This is a genomic window from Bradyrhizobium sp. AUGA SZCCT0160, from assembly GCF_018130105.1.
Lineage (GTDB): Bacteria > Pseudomonadota > Alphaproteobacteria > Rhizobiales > Xanthobacteraceae > Bradyrhizobium.
Genome location: NZ_JAFCMD010000001.1, coordinates 721,038 through 744,031, shown reverse-complemented (window position 1 = coordinate 744,031; position 22,994 = coordinate 721,038). Strand labels below are relative to the sequence as shown.

The following is a 22,994-nucleotide window of genomic DNA, read 5'->3' as shown; positions in this document are numbered from 1 at the left end:
ATCGTTCACTCCGCCGGTTCCGGCACCTGGTCCTGCGACGTTGTCGATGTCGCCTCCGGAGCCAGCAGCGCGCAGATCTCATCGAGAAAATCGGCATCCCTGAGGATCGTAAAATGGTCGTCCCCAACAATGCCGCGGTCAACGGCGTTCGGAAGCTGCGCCTCCAGCCGATCACGCTGCGTAAGACGGCCTGACGTCCACCAGCACAATGGCGCGGCCGCGAGACGGCGCGGCGGCGCGGCGTTTTGGGTCAGGGTTTTCAGATGCCGCCCGACAGCGAAGGCGCTGGACAGGTCGTCGACGCCGAGCAGTGTGTCGTCCGGCAATGGTCCCTGCAGCGCTTCCAGTACCTGTGCGGCCAGACGCCGGACGTTTTCGGACGTCTCCGGCATGCCGGCGCGTTTCGCCGCTTCCACATGCGGACGGATGCGGCCCGATGCAGCGTTCGGAACAACGGCCGACAGTAATCCCGCGAGATCATCGGCCCAGTGGTCAACGGTATCCTGCCGATCCGATCCGCCGTGTGTCCGCAGCACGAAGCTGTCGACCAAGGCAAGACGAACCACACGCTCACCGCCTCGTTCGAGTTCGGCCGCAACGAGCGTGACGAGAAGTCCTCCCAGCGACCAACCGATCAGGCTGTACGGACCGCGGGGCTGCACCTGCCTGATCTCGCGCGCATAATCCGCCGCCATCGCCTCGAGCGACCAGTCGCTCCACGAACTGTCGACAAGCATCCGCGATTGCAGCCCGATCACCTGCCGGCGTCCCTGGAGGCGCCGCGCCAGCGGTCCATAATCGAAGACGGTACCGAAACCGCCATGCACGCAGAACACCGGCTGCGTTCCAGAAACCGCAACGTTCAGTGGCAGCAACGCCGACGGCGCCGCTGCAGCGGCGGCACTGGTATCAGCCAGCAGCGCATGGATCGTCGGTTTTTGCAGGAGATCGCGAAGCTTGATCTCGATGCCAAAACTCTTGTCCTGACGGAGCCGGGCAACGACCTTGAGACTAAGGATCGAGTTGCCGCCAAGTTCGAAGAAATTGTCGGTGACGCCGACTTGCGGCAGCTTGAGTATATCGGCCCACAGACGGGCCATCGCGGTTTCCACCGCCCCCTGCGGGGCAACGAAGCTTCGCGCCGCGGTGTCGGGCGCCGGCAGCGCGCGCCGGTCGATCTTTCCGCTCGACATGACCGGCAGGCGGTCCAGCACCATGATCCGTGCCGGCACCATGTAGACCGGCAATGTCCGCCTCAGGAATTCGGTCAATCTGTCGACCAGCGCTTCGGCAGGCGCTCCCGACGCGTCCTTTGCCGCCTTCGGCGCGACATAGGCAACGAGCTGGCTTCCGGCAGCGCCCGGCAGCGCCACCACCGCCGCCTGCTCGATCTCCTCGTGACGAAGAAGCGAGGTCTGGATCTCGCCAAGCTCGATCCGGAAGCCGTTGATCTTGACCTGGTCGTCGCTGCGGCCGAGATACTCGATGGTGCCGTCCTCACACCATCGCGCCAGGTCGCCGGTGCGATACAGCCGGGCGCCGGGCGCGGCTGCGAACGGGTCGGGCACGAAACGCTCGGCCGTCATGCCCGCTTTTCCGTGATAGCCGCGCGCCAGCCCAAACCCTCCAAGATAGAGTTCACCGGCGACGCCGGCGGGAATGATATCGAGTGAGCTATCGAGAATGTAGGCGCTGCGATCACCGACCGGCAGACCGATCGGCGCGTAGGGCGTATCGCATTCGGCGTCGCCATCAACCTTCCAGACCAGCGGCGTGACCACGGTTTCGGTCGGACCGTAACCGTTGATCAGGATGCGCGGTTTCAGGACGCGCTTGACCTTGTCGAAACCCGCCTTCGGCATCGCCTCGCCGCCGAAGGAATACAGTTTGACCGGCGGCGGATTGCCTTCCTGCTCGACCCATTCCGCGACCTGCTGAAGATAGGCGGGCGGCAGGCCGATATGGCTGACACGATGCGCATGCAACGCTTCGACCGTTTGCTCCGGCGTCCACAATTCCGCGTCACGCATCAGGAGCCGCGCGCCGTGCGACAGCACCGTCAACCAGCGCTCATGCGCGCCGTCGAAAGCCAGCGACAGGAAATGCAATTCGCACGAGTCCTCGTCGATCTCGTAGAGGCTTCCCGTGACGTGACAGTGCATCGCGAGCGGCCCGTGGGCAACCGCCACACCTTTTGGTGTTCCGGTCGAACCGGAGGTGTAGATCAGATAAGCGAGGTTTTCGGAGCTCAAATCCGGTTGCGGCGCATGGTCCGGACCCGCACCGAAATCGAATGTGGAAAGAGAAATCCTTTCGACATCGTCCAGGTCCTCTTCGAGCTGCCCCGTCAGCAGGAACGAAATCCCGGCATCGCGCATGACAAACCTGCGGCGCTCGGGCGGGAGCTCCGGATCGAGCGGAACGTACGCGCCGCCCGCCTTGAGGACGGCGAGCAGCGCGACCATCGTGGCTTCGGTTCGTTCGACCACGACGCCGACGCGCTGCTCGGGCTTGAGGCCACGGTTGATCAGGTGATGGGCAAGCCGATTGGCTTTGGCATCGAGCGCGCCGAACGAGAGCACCTTATCGCCGATCGTGAGAGCCGTCCGCTCCGGATTCCGCTTCGCATGTGCGCTGATCGCCTCATGCACCAGCGGCAATGCGATGGCGGGCACCGCATGGCGGTTGCAGTTGTCGGCCAAACCGGCATCGACCGTCGTGACCGGATCGATGCCGCCAAGCAACACGGACGCGTCCCGCGTCAACGCCGCCAGCAGATGCTCGAACTGCAGCTTGATCTGCTCAGCCTGCGCTGCCGTAAAATGGCTCGGCATATAGGTGTATTCGACCTGAAGCGTTTCCTCGACGAGCACCGACAGGTCCATCGGATAGTTCGTCACGTCGACATTCTTCAGGCCACCGAACTGCAGCGAGCCATCCCCCTTCTGCAGCATGCCGCGTTCAATCGGATAGTTCTCGAATACGATGATGCTGTCGAACATCGACTGACCGGCGCGGCCGGCCCAGCTCTGAATGTCATAGAGCGGCGTGTGCTCGAAATCCCTGATCGCGAGGTTACGATCCTGAAGCGCCCGCAACCATTCTCCGACCGTGCTTGCGTGCGACGGCGATTCGATCACGGGCAACGTGTTGATGAAGAGACCGAGCATCTGCTGCGATCCATCGAGGCCGGCCGGGCGACCGGCGACGGTGACGCCGAAAGTCACGGTCTGCTGACCCGTATAACGCTGCAGCAACAAGGCCCACACACCCTGGACAATGGTATTGAGCGTGATCCGCTCACGGCGAGCAAACGCCTTCAACTGCGCGGTCGCCGTCGCGCCGAGCCGCGTGTAACAGCGCGCGTGGCCGGAAGCCGGATGACGGCGAGAACCGAAGGCATCGGCGAGTTGCGTCGGCTCGTCAAAGGACTTGAGTTGTTCGCGCCAGAAGCCTTCGGCCGCTTGCGCGTCCTGCGCCACCAGCCACGCGATATAGTCGCGGTAATGCGTCGGGTTCGCCGCGGGCGACCCGCCGTAATAGCGCTCCAGCACCTCGCCGACAAAGCGCGCCGAGCTCCAGCCGTCCATCAGGATGTGATGATAGGTCCAGATCAAGCGATAGAAGTCGTCCTCGAGGCGCAGCAGCCGGACCCTTTGCAGGGGCGGCGCCGAGAGGTCAAATTCGGCAGCACGCTCGCCGGCCAGAGCCGCCGCAATGCGTTCGTCGGTAACGATTTGCCCGCGCCAGTCTTCCTGTTCGAACGGCGCGGCGGCGTCGCGATAGACGGCTTGCAGGGGCGATCCGGATAGCTCGCGCCACAGGAATCCGGTCCGAAGCATCGGATGACGCGCGGTCACCTCGCGCCATGCAGACCGGAAGCGTTCGGAGTCGAGCCCACGGATTTCAACACTGACCTGATTGACGTAAACGCCACTGCCGGCGTCGCGCAGGCTGTGGAACAGCATGCCCTGCTGCATCGGCGACAACGGGTAGATGTCCTCGATCCGGCTCCAGTCGAGACCGAGCTTTTCGAGCTGTTCGCTGGTCAGGCCCGAGAGTGAGTCCCGCACCGGCGCCGGCGCTTCCATTGGTGGCCGGACTTGCCGGGAGACCGCTGCAAGCGTTTCGATCGTTTGATGCTGAAAGCAGTCCCGCGGCTCAATCAAGACGCCTTCGCGGCGTGCGCGGCTGACCATTTGCAGGGCAATGATCGAGTCCCCGCCGAGCTCAAAGAAGTTGTCTGTCACACCGATGTTGGGTTGGCGCAGCAGATCGGCCCAGATCGCGGCCAGCGTCGCCTCGGTTGGCGTGCGCGGCGCCACATGCTCGGCAGTGGCGAGCTGATCCGGCGCCGGCAGCGCCTTGCGGTCGATCTTGCCGTTCGGCGTCAGCGGCAATCGATCCAGTACCACAATCCGCGCCGGGACCATGTAATCCGGCAGCACCGATGACAGCGCGGTCTTGAGCGTCGATCCGTCCAGCGACGCCCCGCCGCTGACATAGCCTACGAGCTGGCGACCCGCGCCAGCCTCACGCGCCGCCACCACGGCTGAGCGCACGGCGGCCTGCTCCATCAGCCGCGCCTCGATCTCGCCGAGCTCGACCCGGAAACCGCGGATTTTTACCTGGTGATCGGAGCGGCCGATATATTCAATCACGCCGTCGGCGCGCCACCGCGCCACGTCGCCGGTGCGGTACAGCCGTGCACCGGGTGGGCCGAACGGATCGGGAATAAAACGTTCCGCCGTCAGCGCGCCGCGCTGCCAGTAGCCCCGCGCAAGGCCCTCGCCGCCGATATAGAGTTCGCCGGCAACCCCGACCGGCGCAAGGTAGAGATCGTTGTCCAGGATGTGCAGCGTGGTGTTGCCGATCGGACCGCCCAGCATCGGGCGGTCGTCTTGCGCGTCGAGGCGATGGCGAGCCGACCACACCGTGGTTTCGGTCGGGCCGTACAGGTTCCAGAGCTCGCCGGCCTGCGCCACCAGCCGCCGCGAAAGGTCCGGCGGCAGCGCCTCGCCGCCGCACAGCACGCGGCAGCTTTGCGGAAGCTGTGGCCCATCGTGATCGTGCAGCATCCGCCAGGTCGACGGCGTCGCCTGGATCATCGTCACGCCTTGCGCGACCACCATCGTCTTGAGCTGGCCCGGATCATGCGCGGCGGCGCGATCCGCCAGCACCACGCGCGCCCCCAGCGTGAGCGGCAGCCATAGTTCCAGCACCGCTATGTCGAACGACAGCGAGGTCAGGCCGAGCACGCGGTCCTGCGGCGTCATTCCCGGCTGTTCCGCCATCGTCGCCAGAAAGTTCGTCACCGCATCGTGGCGGACCATCACGCCCTTGGGCAGGCCGGTCGAGCCTGAGGTGTAGATCACATAGGCCAGGCTCTCAGGGTGGACAGCGATATCGAGATTGCCGGCATCAGCGCCCTCACCACCAGCCGCCTCGTCGAGCAGCCACGACTCGGCGCCGGTCTCCTTGAGCACCGGCGCAAACTGCTCCAGCAACGACATCTGCGTCAGCACCAGTCCCGCGCCGCTGTCGCCCAGCATGTGCGAAAGCCGCTCCGGCGGGTAATCCGGATCGAGCGGCAGATACGTCCCGCCGGCCTTCAGCACCGCCAGCAGCGCCACCATCATCGCGACGCCGCGCTCCAGCGCCAGGCCGACCACCACGTCCGTGCCGACACCGTAATCCCGCAACCCCCGCGCCAGCCTGTTGGCCCGCTGGTTCAGCTCGCCATAGCTAAGCTCCGCATCGCCAAACACCAGCGCGATCGCATCCGAGGACCGGCGAACCTGCTCTTCGAACTGCGCGACAATTCCCTCGCGCGGCTCGTCGCGATGGGTATTGTTCATGCGCTGGAGAAGCACCTCGTCCGCCGGATGGTTCGCTGCGATCATGCCGACCGGCCGATCCGCGTCGGCGCTCATCACTTCCAGCGACCGCACGAAGGCGGCCTGCAGCCGCGCCACCTGCGCCTTGTCAAAATGCTTCCGCTGATAGTTGAGCACCAGCCGCAGCCGGTCATCGAGACCGACGCTCGCGAACAGCGGATAGTTGCTGGTCTCAGTGATCCTTGTCTCGCCGACACGGACGCGCTGGTTCTTCTCCTTCAGCGCGCTGTCGACCGGATAATTCTCGAACACCAGGATGCTGTCGAACAGCGACCGTCCGGGACGTCCCGCCAGCCGCTGGATTTCATAGAGCGGCGTCCAGCCGAATTCGCGCATGGTCAGATTGCGATCCTGCAGCTCACGCAACCATGCGCCGACTTTCTGCTGCGGAGCGACGCTGTCGACGACCGGCAAGGTGTTGATGAACAGGCCCACCATGTCCTCGGAGCCTGCCAGTTCCGACGGCCGGCCCGACACGGTGACGCCGAAGCAGACCGTGCCCTGCCCGGTATGCTGGCGCAGCAATTGCGCCCATGCCGCCTGCACCAAAGTGTTCAGCGTCACGCGCTCGCGCGCCGCGAATTGCTGCAGCCGCCCGGTCAGCGCGAGGTCCATTTCCAGCGCCAGCGCACCGTGACCCGTTGCTTCTCCGCTCGACCGCTCCGCCGAGCCATCCGAGAGGAAGCCCGCCTCGCCCCGCTCCGCCATCGCCGTGCGCCAGAAGATGGCTGCGGCGTCACGATCCCTGCTCTGCAGCCAGCCGATGTAATCCCGATAGCGGCGCTGCAAGGCAGGCAACCGGCCGTCGCCGCTATACTTCAACACTTCGGCGATCAGTCGCGCCGAACTCCATCCGTCGAGCAGGATGTGATGATGGGTCCAGATCAGCCAGTGACGGTCTTCGCCAAGACGGATCAGCCGGACCCGCTGCAACGGCGGCCGCGACAGGTCAAAGCCTTCGAGGCGTTCCTGGCACGAGACGTCCGTCAGGGCTGCATCCAGTGCGGATGGCTCCAGCACCGCAAGGCGCGCGCGCCAATCCTCCTCGATGAACGGCACCTCGGCGTGGCGATAGACCACCTGTTGCGCCGAACCCAACAGGTCACGCCAGACAAACCCGGTGCGCAGCACCGCATGGCGGTCGCTGACCGCCTGCCAGGCCAGACGAAGCTTGCCGGCATCAAGGCCGTGTATCTCGGCAGCGACCTGGTTGACATAAAGCCCGCTCTCGCCGTCGTGCATCGCATGGAACAGCATGCCCTGCTGCATCGGCGACAACGGATAGACATCCTCGATCTGGCGCCAGTCGAGCTCGAGCTGGTCGAGATCGGTCTGGCTGAGCCCGGACAACGCCACATCGGACGGCGTGATTCCGCAAACACCACTCGAGCAGTGATCGACCAGTTCCCGCAGCGCCGCGTTATACAACACGGCCAGCCGTTCGACCGTCTCGCGCCGATAGCGCTTGCTGCCGAAGCCGAATGACAGCCGCAACTGGCCCTCGCGCACCGTGCCGTTGACGCTGAGCCAGCGCCGCAGAGGGCTCGATGCACTCCGCGAGGAGCCCGCGCTTTCCGGCGCCATGGCGAACGCCTCTCCGGCGCCGCCGTCGATCTGGCCAAGATAATTGAACGTGATCTTCGGCTCGATCGCTCTCGACAGGGCCATGCGTTGCTCTTCCGAGCCGAGATAGCGCAACACGCCGTAGCCCAGCCCGCGGCCGGGAATGGCGCGAAGTTCTTCTTTCACGGTCTTGATCAACGACGACGGATCCTGCGAGCCGCCGGCCAGATGCACAGGAAACGCGGTCGTAAACCAGCCGACCGTGCGCGAGATATCGATATCGCCGAACAAATCCTCGCGGCCGTGACCTTCCAGCTCCACCAGGACATCGTCCTGACCGCTCCATCGCCAAACGGCGCGCGCAAGACCCGCGAGGAGAAGGTCGTTTACTTGCGTGCGATAGGCGGAAGGCGCGTCCGTCAGCAGGCGTTGCGTCAGTTCAGCCTCGAACGACAGCGAGATTTCATCGGCGTCGGCGATGGTGTCGACACCGCCATGATCGTCGTCGCACGGAAAATCCGTAACTCCGCTGCGCTCCACCCAATAGGGCAGTTCTGCCGCGAGCTCGGACGACGCTGCGTAAGCATCGAGCCTGGCGCCCCACAGCGAATAGGCCTGGCTCTTCGGCGGAAGCGCAACCGCGTTGCCTTGCGTCAACTGGCTGTACGCCGCCGCGACGTCTTCCAGCAGCACCCGCCACGACACGCCGTCGACCACGAGATGATGAATCGCGATCAGCAAACGTTGGCTGCCGTCGGCAACATCGATCCCGACCGCACGCAGCAGCGGACCATTGGCCAGCGACAGGCTCGCCTGCGCCGACGATGCAAGAGCCGTGACGACTTCGCCATCAACAGCACTTCGGACCCACAACAACTCAGCCATGTCAGGCGCAGCGCGGTGCTCCGCGCGCCACACGCCGTCCCTCGCTTCGAAGCGAAGCCGCAACGCGTCGTGATGGGCCAGCACGGCCGCTATCGCGCGTCCCATGACCTGCCAATCAACCCGGTCTTTTGGCCGTAACAGCACCGCCTGGTTCCAGTGATCGCGTTCTCCAACATCCTCTGCAAAGAACCGCATCTGGATCGGCAGCAATGGATGTGCGCCGACAATCAACCCTTGCTCGGCCCGCGTCTCGCTCAGTTGCTCGGCACGTGCCGCATACGCCAGGGCTTCCAGCGTCTGATGCTGGAACACATCGCGCGGTTCGATCAGGTAACCGGTGCGTCGGGCGCGGCTCACCATCTGCAGCGAGATGATCGAATCGCCGCCGAGTTCGAAGAAATTGTCGGATAGGCCCACAACAGGCCGGCCGAGCAGCTCGGCCCAGATCGCCGCGAGCGCCATTTCCGCCTGGGTACGCGGCGCCTGGTGCTCCGAGCCGGTGCCGATCGTATCCGGTTCCGGGAGCGCACGGCGGTCGACCTTGCCGTTCGGCGCCAGCGGCAGCCGATCCAGCGTCAGGATTCGCGATGGCACCATGTAGTCAGGCAACACGGACGACAGCGCCGCGCGCAAAACCGTCCCGTCAAGTTCGTCCGCCCCGCAAGCGTAGCCGAAGAGCTGACGCCCCAGTCCCACCTCGCGCGCAACCACCACCGCGGAACGTACGCCGGGCTGCTCCAGCAGCCGCGCTTCGATTTCTCCAAGCTCGATGCGGAAGCCGCGGATCTTGATCTGGTGGTCGGATCGCCCGACATACTCGACGGCACCGTCCGGGCGCCAGCGCGCCAGATCCCCTGTCCGGTACAGCCGCTCGCCGGGACCGCCGAACGGATCCGGGATGAATCGCTCCGCCGTCAACCCCTGGCGCTGCCAATAGCCGCGCGCCAGCCCGACGCCGCCGATGAACAACTCGCCCGTCACCCCGGCCGAAACCAGATTCAGCCCGGCGTCAAGGATGCGAATGGCCGTGCCCGGAATCGGTCGTCCGATCGGCACGCGTGCAGAGCCATCGTCACTGCAATTCCAGAACGTCGCGTTGATCAGGGCCTCGGTCGGACCATAGCGGTTGTCGAAGCGAACCCTGGGGAAGGCCGCGAGCACGCGCGCCTTCAACTCCGCCGACAAGGCTTCACCGCCGGAAAACAGCCGCTTGAGTGTCACGCAGCGTTGCACCTCCGGCTCTGCGATAAAATGCTCGAGCATCGGCGGTACGAAATGCAGCGTGGTTACATCGTGGGCAACCACTGCGTTGATGAGAAGCCGCGGTTCGCGATGCGCACCCGGCGCGGCGATCGCAAGGCGAGCGCCAACGGTGAGCGGCCACAAGATTTCCCACACCGAGACGTCGAAGCTGAACGGCGTTTTCTGCAGCAGGGTTTCGTTGGCAACGAGGCGATACTCCGCCTGCATCCAGCCGAGCCGTGCGGCCAGCGCGCCATGCGAGCAGGCAACGCCCTTTGGCATGCCCGTCGATCCCGACGTGTACATCACATAGGCGAGACCGGCTGGATCAAGCGCAATGTCGAGATTGCCCTGCTCCGCTGCCCCGGCCTTATTCTCGGCGTCGATCGTCCATGCCTCCGCGGTCGCCTCGGCAATCACGGGCGCGAGGCGTTCAAGCAGCCGGCTTTGAGTCAGCACCAGCCTGGCGCCACTGTCCCGCAGCATATGCACCAGCCGGTCAACCGGATAATCCGGGTCGAGCGGCAGATAGGCTGCACCCGCCTTCAGCGCCGCGAGAACGCCGACGATCAGCTCGACGCTGCGCTCCAGCGCGACACCGACCAGTTGGTCGCGACCGATACCGCGGTCCCGCAATTGTCGCGCCAGACGATTGGCGCGAGCGTTCAACTCGCCATAGCTGACCAGTTGATCGCCGAACATCAATGCGATCGAGGACGGCAAAGCAGCCGCGCACGCCTCGATCCGGCTGACGATCCCGCCGCCAAAATCCAGACTCTTGTCCAGCTCGATTGCGCCTTCACCCCAGGCCAGCACTTGCCGGGCCTCATCGACATCGAGCCCGGTGAGTTCGCCAAGCGGTGCGGCGGCAACCGTCACGATCTGCGCGAGCAGGCGCGACAAACAGGCTTGCAAATATCTTATCTGGCCTTGGTCGAACCGGCCGCGGTCATACCGGAAACCGAGATTGATGCCGTCGGTCTTGGCGAATACCGCGACCGTAAGCGCGTAATTGGTGATCGAGACCTGCTCGACCCGACCGAAGCGGGAGCCGCTTTCATTCTCGCCGCGCAGGGCCTCATCGATCGGATAGTTCTCGAACACCAGGATGCTGTCGAACAGCGGCCGGCCGGATCGTCCCGCCAGACGCTGAATCTCGTAGAGCGGCATCCAGCCATGGTCGCGCAAGTCAATGTTGCGCTCCTGCAGGTCGCGAAGCCAAGAACCGATTTCGGCTTGCGGATGTGCCTGATCGACCACCGGCAGAGTGTTGATGAACAGGCCGACCATGTCTTCGGACCCGGCGATCTCCGCAGGCCTGCCCGACACGGTCGCTCCGAAACACACAACGCGCTGCCCGGTATGACGCCGCAACAGATGCGCCCAGGCGCCCTGCAGGAGCGTGTTCAGCGTCACGCGCTCGCGCCTGGCAAACGCCTGCAATCCTGCAGTCAGATCAGCGGTGAGAAGCAGATCCAGCGAACCGTGGCCGGATGCGCCTGTGCTCGAAGGCCCCCCCAGCACATCCGCCAGGAAGGTCGGCTCGTCCAGCTCGGCCAAGGCGGTACGCCAGAACGCCGCCGACGCGTCACGATTTTGCCTTTGCAGCCAGCCGATATAGTCGCGATACCGTCCGCGCACCGCAGGCAATCGGCTGCCGCGTTCGTGCTGCAGTATCTCGGCCACCAGCCGCGCCGAGCTCCAGCCGTCGAGCAGAATGTGGTGATGCGTCCAAATCAGCCAGTGGCGGTCTTCCCCTAGTCTGATCAGCCGCACCCGCTGCAGGGGCGCATGCGATAGATCGAAACCCTTGATACGCTCGGTTTGCGACGCCTGTGCCAGCGCGGCCTCGAGTTCGCTGTGGTTCATGCTGGACGCCTGCTCGCGCCAGTCTTCTTCGACGAACGGCAACGTCACATGACGATACACCATCTGCTGCGCCGCGCCCGACAGTTCGCGCCAGGCGAAGCCGGTCCGCAGCACCACATGCCGGGCGCTTACTTCCTGCCAGGCCGCTCGCAACCTACCGGAATCGATGCCGCGGATTTCCAGGCCGACCTGGTTGACATAGTTTCCGCTTTCGCCATCGCGCAACGCATGGAACAGCATGCCCTGCTGCATCGGCGACAGCGGATAGATGTCCTCGATCTCTCGGCAATCGATCGTCGCACTGAGAATGTCGAGATCAACCTGGCTCAATCCCGAGAGTTCAACGTCAGATGGTGTGATTCCGCGGGCACCGCCGGTGCAATGGTCCACCAGCTCACGCAAGGCTGCCGCATACTGCTCTGCGAGGCGTTCCACCGTCGCGCGCTGGTAGCGCTTGCGACCGAAACTGAACGACAGCCGCAACAGGCCATCCCGCACCTGGCCGTTGATGCTGAGCCAGCGGCCGAGAGGCGCGCTCGCACTACGTGCGGCGCCGGCGCTCTCGGGCGCAACCTTGAACGACGCTCCCTCACCCAGGCTCGCATCGAACTGGCCGAGGTAATTGAAAACGATACGCGGCTCGGGGATTGCGGAAAGCGCGTGGCGCTGCGCTTCGGTGCCGAGATAGCGCAGAATGCCGTAGCCCAGCCCGCGCACGGGGATCGCCCGCAGCTCTTCCTTAACGGCCTTGATCAGCGCAGCGTCGTCGTCCGAACCTCTAGGCAGGCGAACAGGGAACGCCGTGGTGAACCAGCCCACCGTGCGTGAAATCTCCGTACCCGGAAAGATGTCTTCCCGGCCATGGCCTTCGAGTTCGACAAGAACATCGTCAATCCCGCTCCAGCACGATACCGCGCGCGCCAACGCCGCCAGCAGCAGATCGTTGACCTGGGTGCGGTAGGCCGACGGCGCCTCCTTGAGTAGCCGCGTCGTCAGGCCCGCGTCGAATGTCAGCGAGATTTCCTCGCCCTCGGCAACCCGATCGACGTCGCCGTGATCGTTGTCGCAGGGCAGATCGGCGTTGGGCTTGCGTTCGATCCAATACGGCAGCTCGGCAGCCAGCTCGGCGCTGTCTGCATGTGCTTTCAAGCGTGCGGCCCAGGACAAATAGGATTGGCTCTTTGGCGCCAATGCAACCGAGGCCGCGCCCTGTGCCATCTGGCCGTAAACTGATGCGACGTCTTCCAGCAGGACCCGCCACGACACGCCATCGATGACGAGATGATGCACCGATATCAGCAGCCGCTGGCTGCCGTCGGCAAGGTCCATTCCGACCACGCGCAACAGCGGTCCTTGCAATGACAGGCTCGCCTGAGCCGCTGACGCCAGCGCCGTCACCTCGGCCGCATCGCGTATGCCGCTCCGAATCCAGAACAGTTCCGAGGCCGCGGGTGCGGCGCCATAAGTCGCCTGCCAGACATCGTCGAGCTGTTCGAAGCGAAGGCGCAGCGCATCGTGATGGGCCACGATAGCGGCGACCGTGCGCTCCACGACCGCCCAATCCAGCCGCGACTGCGGCATCAGCAATACGGCCTGGTTCCAGTGATGACGTTCGCCGGCATCCTCGCCGAAGAACCGAGCTTGAATAGGCAACAGCGGTTGCTCGCTGCCCGCCAGATCCTTCTCGGGTTCGGTGGCCGGCATGGTCTGTTCCGTGCGCGCCGCCAACGCCAGTTCCTGCAATGTCTGGTGCCGGAAAACATCACGCGGCTCGATCAGCAGGCCGGCCTGCCGGGCGCGACCTACCATCTGCAGCGAGATGATCGAATCGCCGCCAAGTTCGAAGAAGTTGTCGTCGACGCCAATCAGGGGCTGGCCAAGGAGCTCCGCCCAGATCGCGGCAAGCGTCGTCTCCGTCGCGGTGCGCGGCGCGACGTGTGCGGCGGCGGCGTGCATTTCGGGGGCCGGCAAGGCCTCACGATCCACCTTGCCATGCGTGGTGAGCGGCAGACTTTCAAGTCTGATGATGCGAGCCGGCACCATGTAGTCCGGCAGCCCGTCCAAGAGTGCGCTGCGGATTGTCGTCTCGTCGGACGCGCCTTCACCACAGACATAACCGACCAGTTGCTGGCTTGCGCCGGCGTCGCGGGCAACAACGACGGCCGATTGCACGCCGGGCTGACGCATCAGCCACGCCTCGATTTCGCCGAGCTCAATCCGGAAACCGCGGATCTTGACCTGATGATCGGAGCGACCGAGATATTCGATCACGCCATCCGCGCGCCACCGCGCCAGATCGCCGGTGCGGTACAGCCGCATGCCCGGCGCGCCAAACGGATCGGGGATGAACCGCTCCGCCGTCAGCGCGCCGCGCCGCCAGTAGCCCCGCGCCAACCCTTCGCCGCCGATGAACAGTTCGCCGGTCACGCCGACCGGTACAATGTTCAGATCGGCATCGAGGACATAGGCCGACCGTCGGCCGACCGGGCGACCGATAGGCGCATAATTGCCCTCAATCTGTTCGCTGGCATCGACCTTCCAGACCAGCGGCGTTACGACGGTTTCCGTCGGGCCGTAACCATTGATCAACGTCCTCGGCTTGAGCGCGCGCTTGACCTTGTCGAAGCCAGCTTTCGGCATCGCCTCGCCGCCGAAGGAATAGAGCGAGACCGGCGGTGGATCGCCGCGCCACTCAGCAAATTCGGCGAGCTGCTGCAGGTAAGCCGGTGGAAAGCCGGCGTTGGTGACGCGCTGCGTGCGCATGACGTCGAGCGTCTGCTCGGCTGACCATAGATTCTCGTCTCGCATCACCAGCGTGGCGCCGCAGGTCAGCGCGGTCCAGAGCCGTTCATGCGCACCGTCGAACGTGAAGGACAGGAAATGCAGTTCGCGGGAATGCCGGTCCATATCGTAGAGCCCGGCGGTCACCTCGCAATGCATCGCGAACGGCCCATGCTCGACCGCGACACCTTTCGGCATTCCGGTCGAACCCGACGTGTAGATCACATAGGCGAGGCTTTGCGCTGCCACGGCGATCGCGGGATCGCGCTCCGGCTCCTGGTCAAGATCAGCAGCATCGAGCGGAATAACTTCGACCCCGGACCGTTGCGGGATAAGCGCGTCGCCCGCCACATCGGTCAGCACAAAACGCACGCCGGCGTCGCGCATGGTGGCGAGCTGCCGCTTGACCGGGTGGTCGGGATCGAGCGGCAGATAGGCGGCGCCCGTCTTCAGCACGGCCAGCAGCGCCACGACGAGAGATGGCGAACGCTGCGATGACAGGCCGACCAGGTCGGAACTGACGACACCCAAACGGATCAGGCGATGCGCAAGGCGGTTGGCGCGACGGTTGAGCTCGTCATACGGGATGACGTCGTCGCCAAAGACAAGCGCTGGCGCATCAGGTGTTTGCGCGGCGAAGCGGGCCACCGTCTGATGCACCGGTGTGAACGGGGGCGCCGAACCGGCATCTGCTCCGTTCCAACTCCTGATTTGAGTCAGCTCCTGCTCGCAAAGCAGCGCGATGCTGGCGATGCACTGAGAAGGTTTCTGAGCCATCGTCTCGAGGAGCGTGGTCCAATGCGCCGCAAGGCGTTCGATCGTCGCCGCTTCGAACAGAGCCGTCGCATAGGTGAAGATCGCCCGTATCTCCCCTGACGGCCCCTCCTCGCTATCGAGCGCCAGATCGAACTTGACGGTGTCGACATGGGGCTCGGTTTTCTCGATCTGCAGGCCGGTCAAGCCGAGCAAATTGTCCGATGCCCGGCGACGCTGGTGATTGTAGAGCACCTGGAACAGAGGATTTTGGCTCAGGCTGCGCTTCGGCTGCAGCACCTCCAACAGCCGTTCGAACGGAAGATCCTGGTTCTCCTGGGCTTCGATCGTGGCTGCATGGACGGTTGCGATGAAGTCGGCGATCGTCGCGCGTCCGTCGAGCTGCGTGCGCAGCACCTGGGTGTTGACGAACAGCCCAATCATCCCGCGCGTCTCGTCCCGGTGGCGATTGGCGACCGGCACGCCAACGCTGATGTCGGTTTGTCCAGTGTAACGATAGAGCAGCAGCTTGAAGCTCGCCAGCAGGACGGCGAACAGCGTCGTCTTTTGCGTACGCGCCAAAGCACGCAGGGCATCGGCGAGCGCCGGATCAAGCTCCATGCGAATTGCTGCCCCGGCGAGGTCGGGCTCCGCCGGCCGCGCCCGATCGTTGGGGAGCTGCAACACCGCAGGATGCTCGAGACGCGTCGTCCAGTAGTCGATCTGCCGGTCGCCGTCGACCGCGCTCATCCAGAGTCGTTGCCATTCGGCATAGTCGATATATTCAACATCGAGCTCCGGCAGCGCCGGCGCCCCGCCTCGCGCAACGGCCGCATACAGCTGCCAGAACTCCTCGACCAGCACCGCCATTGACCAGCCATCGGCGACGATATGGTGCAGGCTGACCACGACAAACCTGTCGTCTTTTTCCAGCGTCAGCACTGCGACCCGCATGAGCGGGCCGGCCTCGAGATCGAAGGGTCGTGCGGCTTCCTCGCGCGCCAGCAGGCGAGCCTGCTGTTCGCGATCATGGCCATCCAGCTTGGCGTGCCTGATCTCGACCGGCTGCGGATCGAGCAGGATCTGCTCGGCTTCCCTGCCCTCTTGCCGAAACACCGTGCGCAGCGCGCTGTGCCTGATAACCAGCCTGTCGAACGCCTGTTGCACCGCATGCACATCGAGTCTACCGCGCACCCGTACGGTCGCCGAGATATTGTAGGCGGGGCTGTCCGGATCCATTCGCCACAGGAACCAGAGACGCGATTGCGCGAAGGAAAGCGGCGCGCGCGTCCGTTGCTGGCGCGCAATCGGCAGCATGGCGAGGTTAACGCCCTTGGCCGCCAGTTGCGTCAGGAACGCACGCTGCTTGTTCGCATCCAGGCGCATCAATCGCCGTGAGATGTCGGCAAGCTGCTGCTTCTGCGTGGTGGCGGGATCACTCATCGGAAAATTCGACTTCCTTCAACATGTCGAGCATCGCGGCGATGTCATCGCCGCGCTTGTCGACCTGAATCTCCGGGGCGAGGCCAGCCGCCATCGTCTCAACGGTCGTCATTTCAAACAGGCGGTTCAGCGGCAGGTCATGGCCGAGTTCGCGCTTGATGCGGCTGATGAGCTGGACGGCGGTGAGAGAATCCCCGCCGAGCTCGAAGAAGTTGTCGGTCACGCCGATATTGGGCTGGCGCAGCAGATCGGCCCAGATCGCAGCCAGCGCCGCCTCGGTTGGCGTGCGCGGCGCGACATGCTCGGCAGTGGCAAGCTGATCCGGCGCCGGCAGCACCTTGCGGTCGATCTTGCCGTTCGGCGTCAGCGGCAGCCGGTCTAAGACCATGATGCGCGCGGGGACCATGTAGTCCGGCAGCACCGATGACAGCGCGGTCTTGAGCGCTGAGCCATCCAGCGACGCCTCGCCGCTGACATAGGCCACCAACTGGCGGCCAGCGCCGACCTCGCACGCCACCACAATGGCTGCGCGCACTGCGGCCTGTTCCATCAGCCGTGCCTCGATCTCGCCGAGCTCGATCCGGAAGCCGCGGATCTTCACCTGGTGATCCGAGCGGCCGATATATTCGATCACACCGTCGGATCGCCACCGCGCCACATCGCCGGTGCGGTACAGCCGTGCACCGGCAGCGCCAAACGGATCGGGAATAAAACGTTCCGCCGTCAGCGCGCCACGCCGCCAATAGCCGCGCGCCAGTCCTTCGCCGCCGATATAGAGTTCACCGGCAACCCCGACCGGCGCAAGGTTGAGATCGTTGTCCAGGATGTGCAGCGTGGTCTTGCCGATCGGACCGCCCAGCATCGGGCGGTCGTCCTGCGCGTCGAGGCGATGGCGGGCTGACCACACGGTGGTCTCGGTCGGGCCGTACAGGTTCCAGAGCTCGCCGGCCTGCGCCACCAGCCGCCGCGAAAGGTCCGGCGGCAGCGCCTCGCCGCCGCACAGCACCCGGCAGCTTTGCGGAAGCGGTGGCCCGTCGTGATCGAGCAGCATCCGCCAGGTCGACGGCGTCGCCTGAATCATCGTCACGCCTTGGGCTGTCACCAGCGCCTTCAGTTGACCCGGATCATGCGCGGCGGCGCGATCCGCCAGCACGACGCGGGCGCCCAGCGTGAGCGGCAACCACAATTCCAGCACCGCAATGTCGAACGACAGCGAGGTCAGGCCGAGCACGCGGTCCTGCGGCGTCATCCCCGGCTGTTCCGCCATCGTCGCCAGAAAGTTCGTCACTGCGTCGTGGCGGACCATCACGCCCTTGGGCAGGCCGGTCGAACCCGACGTGTAGATCACATAGGCCAGACTCTCGGGGTGGATGGCGACGTCGAGATTACCAGCGCCATGATCCCCGCCTCTATCCGCCTCATCGAGCAGCCACGCTTCGGCGCCGGTCTCCTTCAGCACCGGGGCAAACTGCTCCAGCAGCGACGTCTGCGTCAGCACCAGTCCTGCGCCGCTGTCGCGCAGCATGTGGAAAAGCCGCTCCGCCGGATAATCCGGATCGAGCGGCAGATACGTCCCGCCGGCCTTCAGCACCGCCAGCAACGCCACCATCATCGCGACGCCGCGCTCCAGCGCCAGACCGACCACGACGTCCGTCCCGACGCCGTAATCCCGCAAGCCTCGAGCCAGTCTGTTGGCTCGCTTGTTCAGCTCGCCATAGTTCAGCGCCGCATCGCCAAACACCAGCGCGATCGAATCCGGGGACCGGCGCACCTGCTCTTCGAACTGGGCGTGAAGGCAACGGTCTCGCGGATACCCGGCGTCCGCCCGATTCCACGTATCGAGCAGGAGTTCGCGCTCCTCAGGCGGCAAAATGTCGAGTTGCCGGACGGGAAACTGCGGCCGTCGCTCCAGATTATCGGCCAGTTGCTCGAGCGCATGCTGCATCAACGCACAGACGCGTTCGGGCGACAGCGGATGGATTACTTGCGCCGTCAGACCCAGTGCCTGACCGTAATCCTCGACGGACAGCATCAAGGGATAGTTGGTGCGCTCTTCGCCGCCGAGCCACTCGATTCCGTCCACGCCCACGGCGGACTCACCCACGCATGAGTCGGCCGGCATGGCGTTATGGCGGTAGTTCAGGATCGAACTGAACAAGGGGGCCGGCGCCGCAACCTTGCTGCACCTTTGGGCAAGCGCCAGCGAGGCATGCTCATGCGCCATCAGTTCGGTGAGCCGGGCGTGCGCACGGCGAACGCTGTCTTCGACCGCGGTGCCATCGAGGTCGAGCCGCAGCGGCAATGTGTTGATGAATAATCCCATGGTGCGATCACCACCGGCGCCGGCATGCATGCGGCCAAACAACACCGTGCCGAACACGACGCGCTCGCGTCCGCTGCTCCGCGCCACCACCTGGCCCCAGGCGAGATGGCAGAGACTGGCTAGACTCACGCCCAGACGCCGCGCCTGAACCCGCAGCCGTCCGTTGAGCGATTGCGACAGCGTTCGCCGGGCTTCCGACACGCCACGGCCGTCGCCGTGCACCCTGTCCAAACCAAACGGCGTGGTCGGTTCATCGACATCCGACAGCATGCCGCGGAAAAAGCGCTCATGCCCGGCCGTAGCTTCCGCTCCCCGCGTCTGAGCCACGAGATTTCGGAACGGATACGGAGCCGGCAACTCATGACCACGCCCGGCCAATATCTGCCGAACTTCATCATGCATCACTTCCAGCGTGGAATGATCGCCGATCAGGTGATGCAGCAGCACCAGCAGCAGCCAGCGATCCTTGCCGGGATCGCGGGCCACCGCAAAGCGCAACAGCGGCGCCTGACCAAGATCGATCCTGTTACGTCGCGGATCAAAGCGCCTCGCAAGCTGTTCGTACGCCGGGCTTTGGGAGTCCAGTTCGACCTCGGTGATAATCAAGGGTGCCTGTCGCCATACCACTTGCGCCGGCGTGGACAAGCCTTCCCATGCAATGGAGGTGCGGAGAATGTCGTGACGATCGATCACCTGCCGAACGGCCGCAAGATAGCGATCGAGTAAATCGCGGCTTGCAAACGCCATCTGCCCGACCAGCAGATAAGGGTCGCCCTCCGCTGCCAGCAGATGGTGAAACAGTATGCCGTCCTGCAGCGGCGATAATCCGTAGATGTCCTGAATGTTGGCAACGCCACCGGGAACGTTCGCCGCGATGCGGTCGATGTCCGATTGCTCCAACGCGATCAGCGGCAACATGTCGGACGTGATCGCCGTCGCCTGCATCGGGATGACGTTGGCCGGCACGTCGGCCACGCCCCCGCCATCGAGGCTCGCGGCGAAATCAGCCAGCACCGGCCTGGCAAACAGCGTACGCACGTCCGCGCTGAGCGAATGCCGCCGCAATCGCTCCAGCATGCGGACTGCGAGCAGCGAGTGACCGCCGAGTTCAAAGAAATGATCGTTGCGCCCAATGCGCTCGACGCCAAGCAGTTCGGTCCAGGCCTTCGCAACGATTTCTTCGCGTTCGCCTAGCGGCGCTTCATAGTCGCGGCGCACGAAGGCATCGTCCTCGGGCGACGGCAGCGCCTTTCGATCGACCTTGCCGTTCGGCGTGAGCGGCAACGCGTCTAGGCGCACGAAAGCCGACGGCACCATATATTCCGGCAGGCAGGCACGGAGGTGCCCGCGCAATGCAGCCGCAAACTCGCCGCTGTCGTCAACCCGTGATGCCGGCACCACATAGGCGACCAGCCGCTGGTCGCCGCCATGATCGTGGCGCGCCAGCACCACCGCATCAGCAACACCGGGGTGCCCGTTCAGCCGGAACTCGATCTCGCCTAATTCAATGCGGAAGCCGCGGATCTTGACCTGATGGTCATTGCGGCCGAGGAACTCGATATTGCCATCCGGCAAATAGCGCCCGAGATCGCCGGTGCGATACATCCGCGCCTCTGCGTCACCGCTGAAGGGATCGAATACGAAGCGTTCCGCCGTCAGATCGGCGCGATTGAGATACCCGCGCGCGACCCCTGCTCCGCTGACATAGATCTCGCCGATCGCCCCGAGCGGAACCGGCGCGCCGAATCCATCCAGCAGGTAAATCCGCGTGTTGGGAAGCGGGCGACCGATCGGGATGACGCCGCCTTCGAAGTCCATCGGCCGCAGCCAGGTTGTGGCGCAGACGGTTGTCTCCGTGGGACCGTAGCCGTTGAAAGCGGCCACGCCCGAAGGAACGCCCTTGATCAGCTCGGCCCTGGTTAGTTCACCGGCGAGGACAAGCACCCGAAGTGATGCCAGACGATCAAGGTCCGTGCGCCCCTGCAGCAAGGCGGGCGGCAGGGTTGCGTGTGTAATGCCGTTGTGTGCCAGATAGTCCAGCAGTTCCGCCGCGTTGCGATGCTCTCGCGGGCCGAGCAGAAACAATTCGGCCCCGGAGCACAGGGCCATGACGACTTCCCAGGTGCTGGCGTCAAAGCTGAAGGAAGCGAACTGAACGACGCGGCTGCGCGCGGAAACTTCAAACAGCCCCCGTTGGGCCAGCGCCAGGTTCACCGCGCCGCGATGCTCGACCATCACGCCTTTGGGCGTGCCGGTAGAACCCGACGTATAGATAATGTAGGCGAGGTGACGCGATGTCAGGCCCACGACCTCCGGATTTGACTTCGCCAACCCGGCAATAACAGGCGCGGCGGCTTCCAGATCAACGATCTCGCACGCCGTATTCGCGAGCGCCGCGCGCCCGGCGTCGTCGCAAATCAATAATTTTGGCTTTGCGTCATCGACGATCTGCCGCAGCCGTTCGGCGGGATAGGCGGGATCGAGCGGCAGATAGGCGCCGCCTGCCTTAAGTACGGCCAGCAGGCTGACGACCATCGCGATGCCGCGTTCCAGGCAGATTGCGATCGGCTGGGCCGGACCCGCGCCCCGCTCGATCAGATAGTGCGCGAGCTGGTTGGCCCTTGCATCCAGTCCGCTGTAACTCAGGCGAATATCCTCATGTGCCAGCGCAATGGCATCGGGTGCCTTCCAGACCTGCTCTGCGAACAATTCGTGGATGCAATGTTCGGACGGGTACGGCGTAGCGGTCTGGTTCCAGGACTCCAGCACGAGTTCGCGCTCTTCGGCACCCATCACATCGATTCGGCCAACGACCTGACCCGCATCGGCGACCATGGCTCGCAGCATGGCAAGCAGATAGTCTCGATGACGCTCGACGGTTGCCTCGTCAAACAGTGCCGTCGCGTAGTTCAGGGCCCCGACGATGCGACCGCCGGCCTCACTCAGGTTGAGTTCAAGATCGAACTTGATCTCGCTCAGAGCAGTATCCGTGATCTCGGCTTTCAGGCCCGGCAGTTCGAACTTTGCCGATTCGTTATTCTGCCAGGCGAACACGACCTGAAACACCGGGGCATGATCCAGACGCCGCGGCGGCTGAATGATTTCGACGAGTTGCTCGAACGGCAAATCCTGATGGTCCTGGGCCGCCAGCGCCGCACCGCGCACGCGGCTCAGTAGCTCCGCCACGTCAGGTTCGCCCGACAGATCGACGCGAAGCGCCAGCATGTTGACGAAGAAGCCGATCAGACCCTCGATTTCACGCCGGTTGCGGTTGGCAGTCGGCGTTCCGATCACGACATCGTTCTGACCTGACAGCCTCGACAGCACGGCCGCCCATGCCGCCAGCACCGTCATGAATGCGGTCGTGCGATGAGACTGGCTTAGCCGTTTGATGCCATGCGCAAGCGCGGCGTCGATCTCGATCGGCAAGGACGCGCCGGCGACAGACTTGTTCGGTTGCCGTGGCCGATCGGTCGGTAGCTCGAGCAATGCCGGAGCGCACGCCAGCGCCTGCCGCCAGTGAGCGACCTGCCGCTGCAATCGCTCACCCGTCAGCCACTGTCGTTGCCAGGCGGCATAGTCCGGATACTGAATCGGCAGCGCCGGCAGTGGGTCGCTTTCGCCGGCCGTGAAAGCCCGATACAAGGCGCCCAGCTCGCGCACGAGCACAGCAATGGACCAGCCGTCGGAAACGATATGGTGCTGGGTTAGCAGGAACAGATATTCGCTCTCCGCGGTCCGGATGAGGCGACCGCGGATCAACGGCCCCTGGGTGAGATCGAAGGGCGTATCCGTCTCGTCGCGGCTCAGCCGCACAAGCACCTGCTCGCGCGCCGGATCGGCCCGTAAATCATGTACGAGCAAAGGCACGCCCTGGCCGGCAGGCAGCAGCTCGACGCTGGGCTGTCCGTCGACAACGCGAAAAATGCTTCGCAGGGATTCGTGACGCGCAAACAGCTGGTCCAGACTGCGACGCCAGGCGATGACGTCGAGATCGCCCACAAGGCGCAACGCGCCGCGAATGTGATAGTTGGTGCTGCTGCCCTCGAGCTGCGCCAGCAGCCAAAGCCGCTGTTGCGCAAAGGACAATGCCAAAGGCCCGTCGCGTGGCACCGCCGGTATCGCGACGGGTTCGCCCCTGTTGGCGTTCCGGCTCCGGTCCTTGGCCAACGCCAGGAGTTTTCTCAACCCTTCTGCATCCAGCTCCCGCAAATCGGGTTTCAATGAATCCGCCATTG

General features: G+C 64.6%; 2 protein-coding genes. Both read right to left on the bottom strand.

The annotated features are described in order from the left end of the window. Nucleotides 1-5: 5 nt before the first annotated feature. On the bottom strand, nucleotides 6-16,433 hold the full coding sequence (locus JQ558_RS03360; RefSeq protein WP_212292831.1) for a non-ribosomal peptide synthase/polyketide synthase: 16,428 nt from the start codon (nucleotides 16,431-16,433) through the stop codon (nucleotides 6-8). Further along, on the bottom strand, nucleotides 16,426-22,992 hold the full coding sequence (locus JQ558_RS03355) for a non-ribosomal peptide synthetase (protein WP_212292830.1): 6,567 nt from the start codon (nucleotides 22,990-22,992) through the stop codon (nucleotides 16,426-16,428). The genes JQ558_RS03360 and JQ558_RS03355 overlap by 8 nt, the downstream gene beginning before the upstream one ends. Nucleotides 22,993-22,994: the final 2 nt, after the last annotated feature.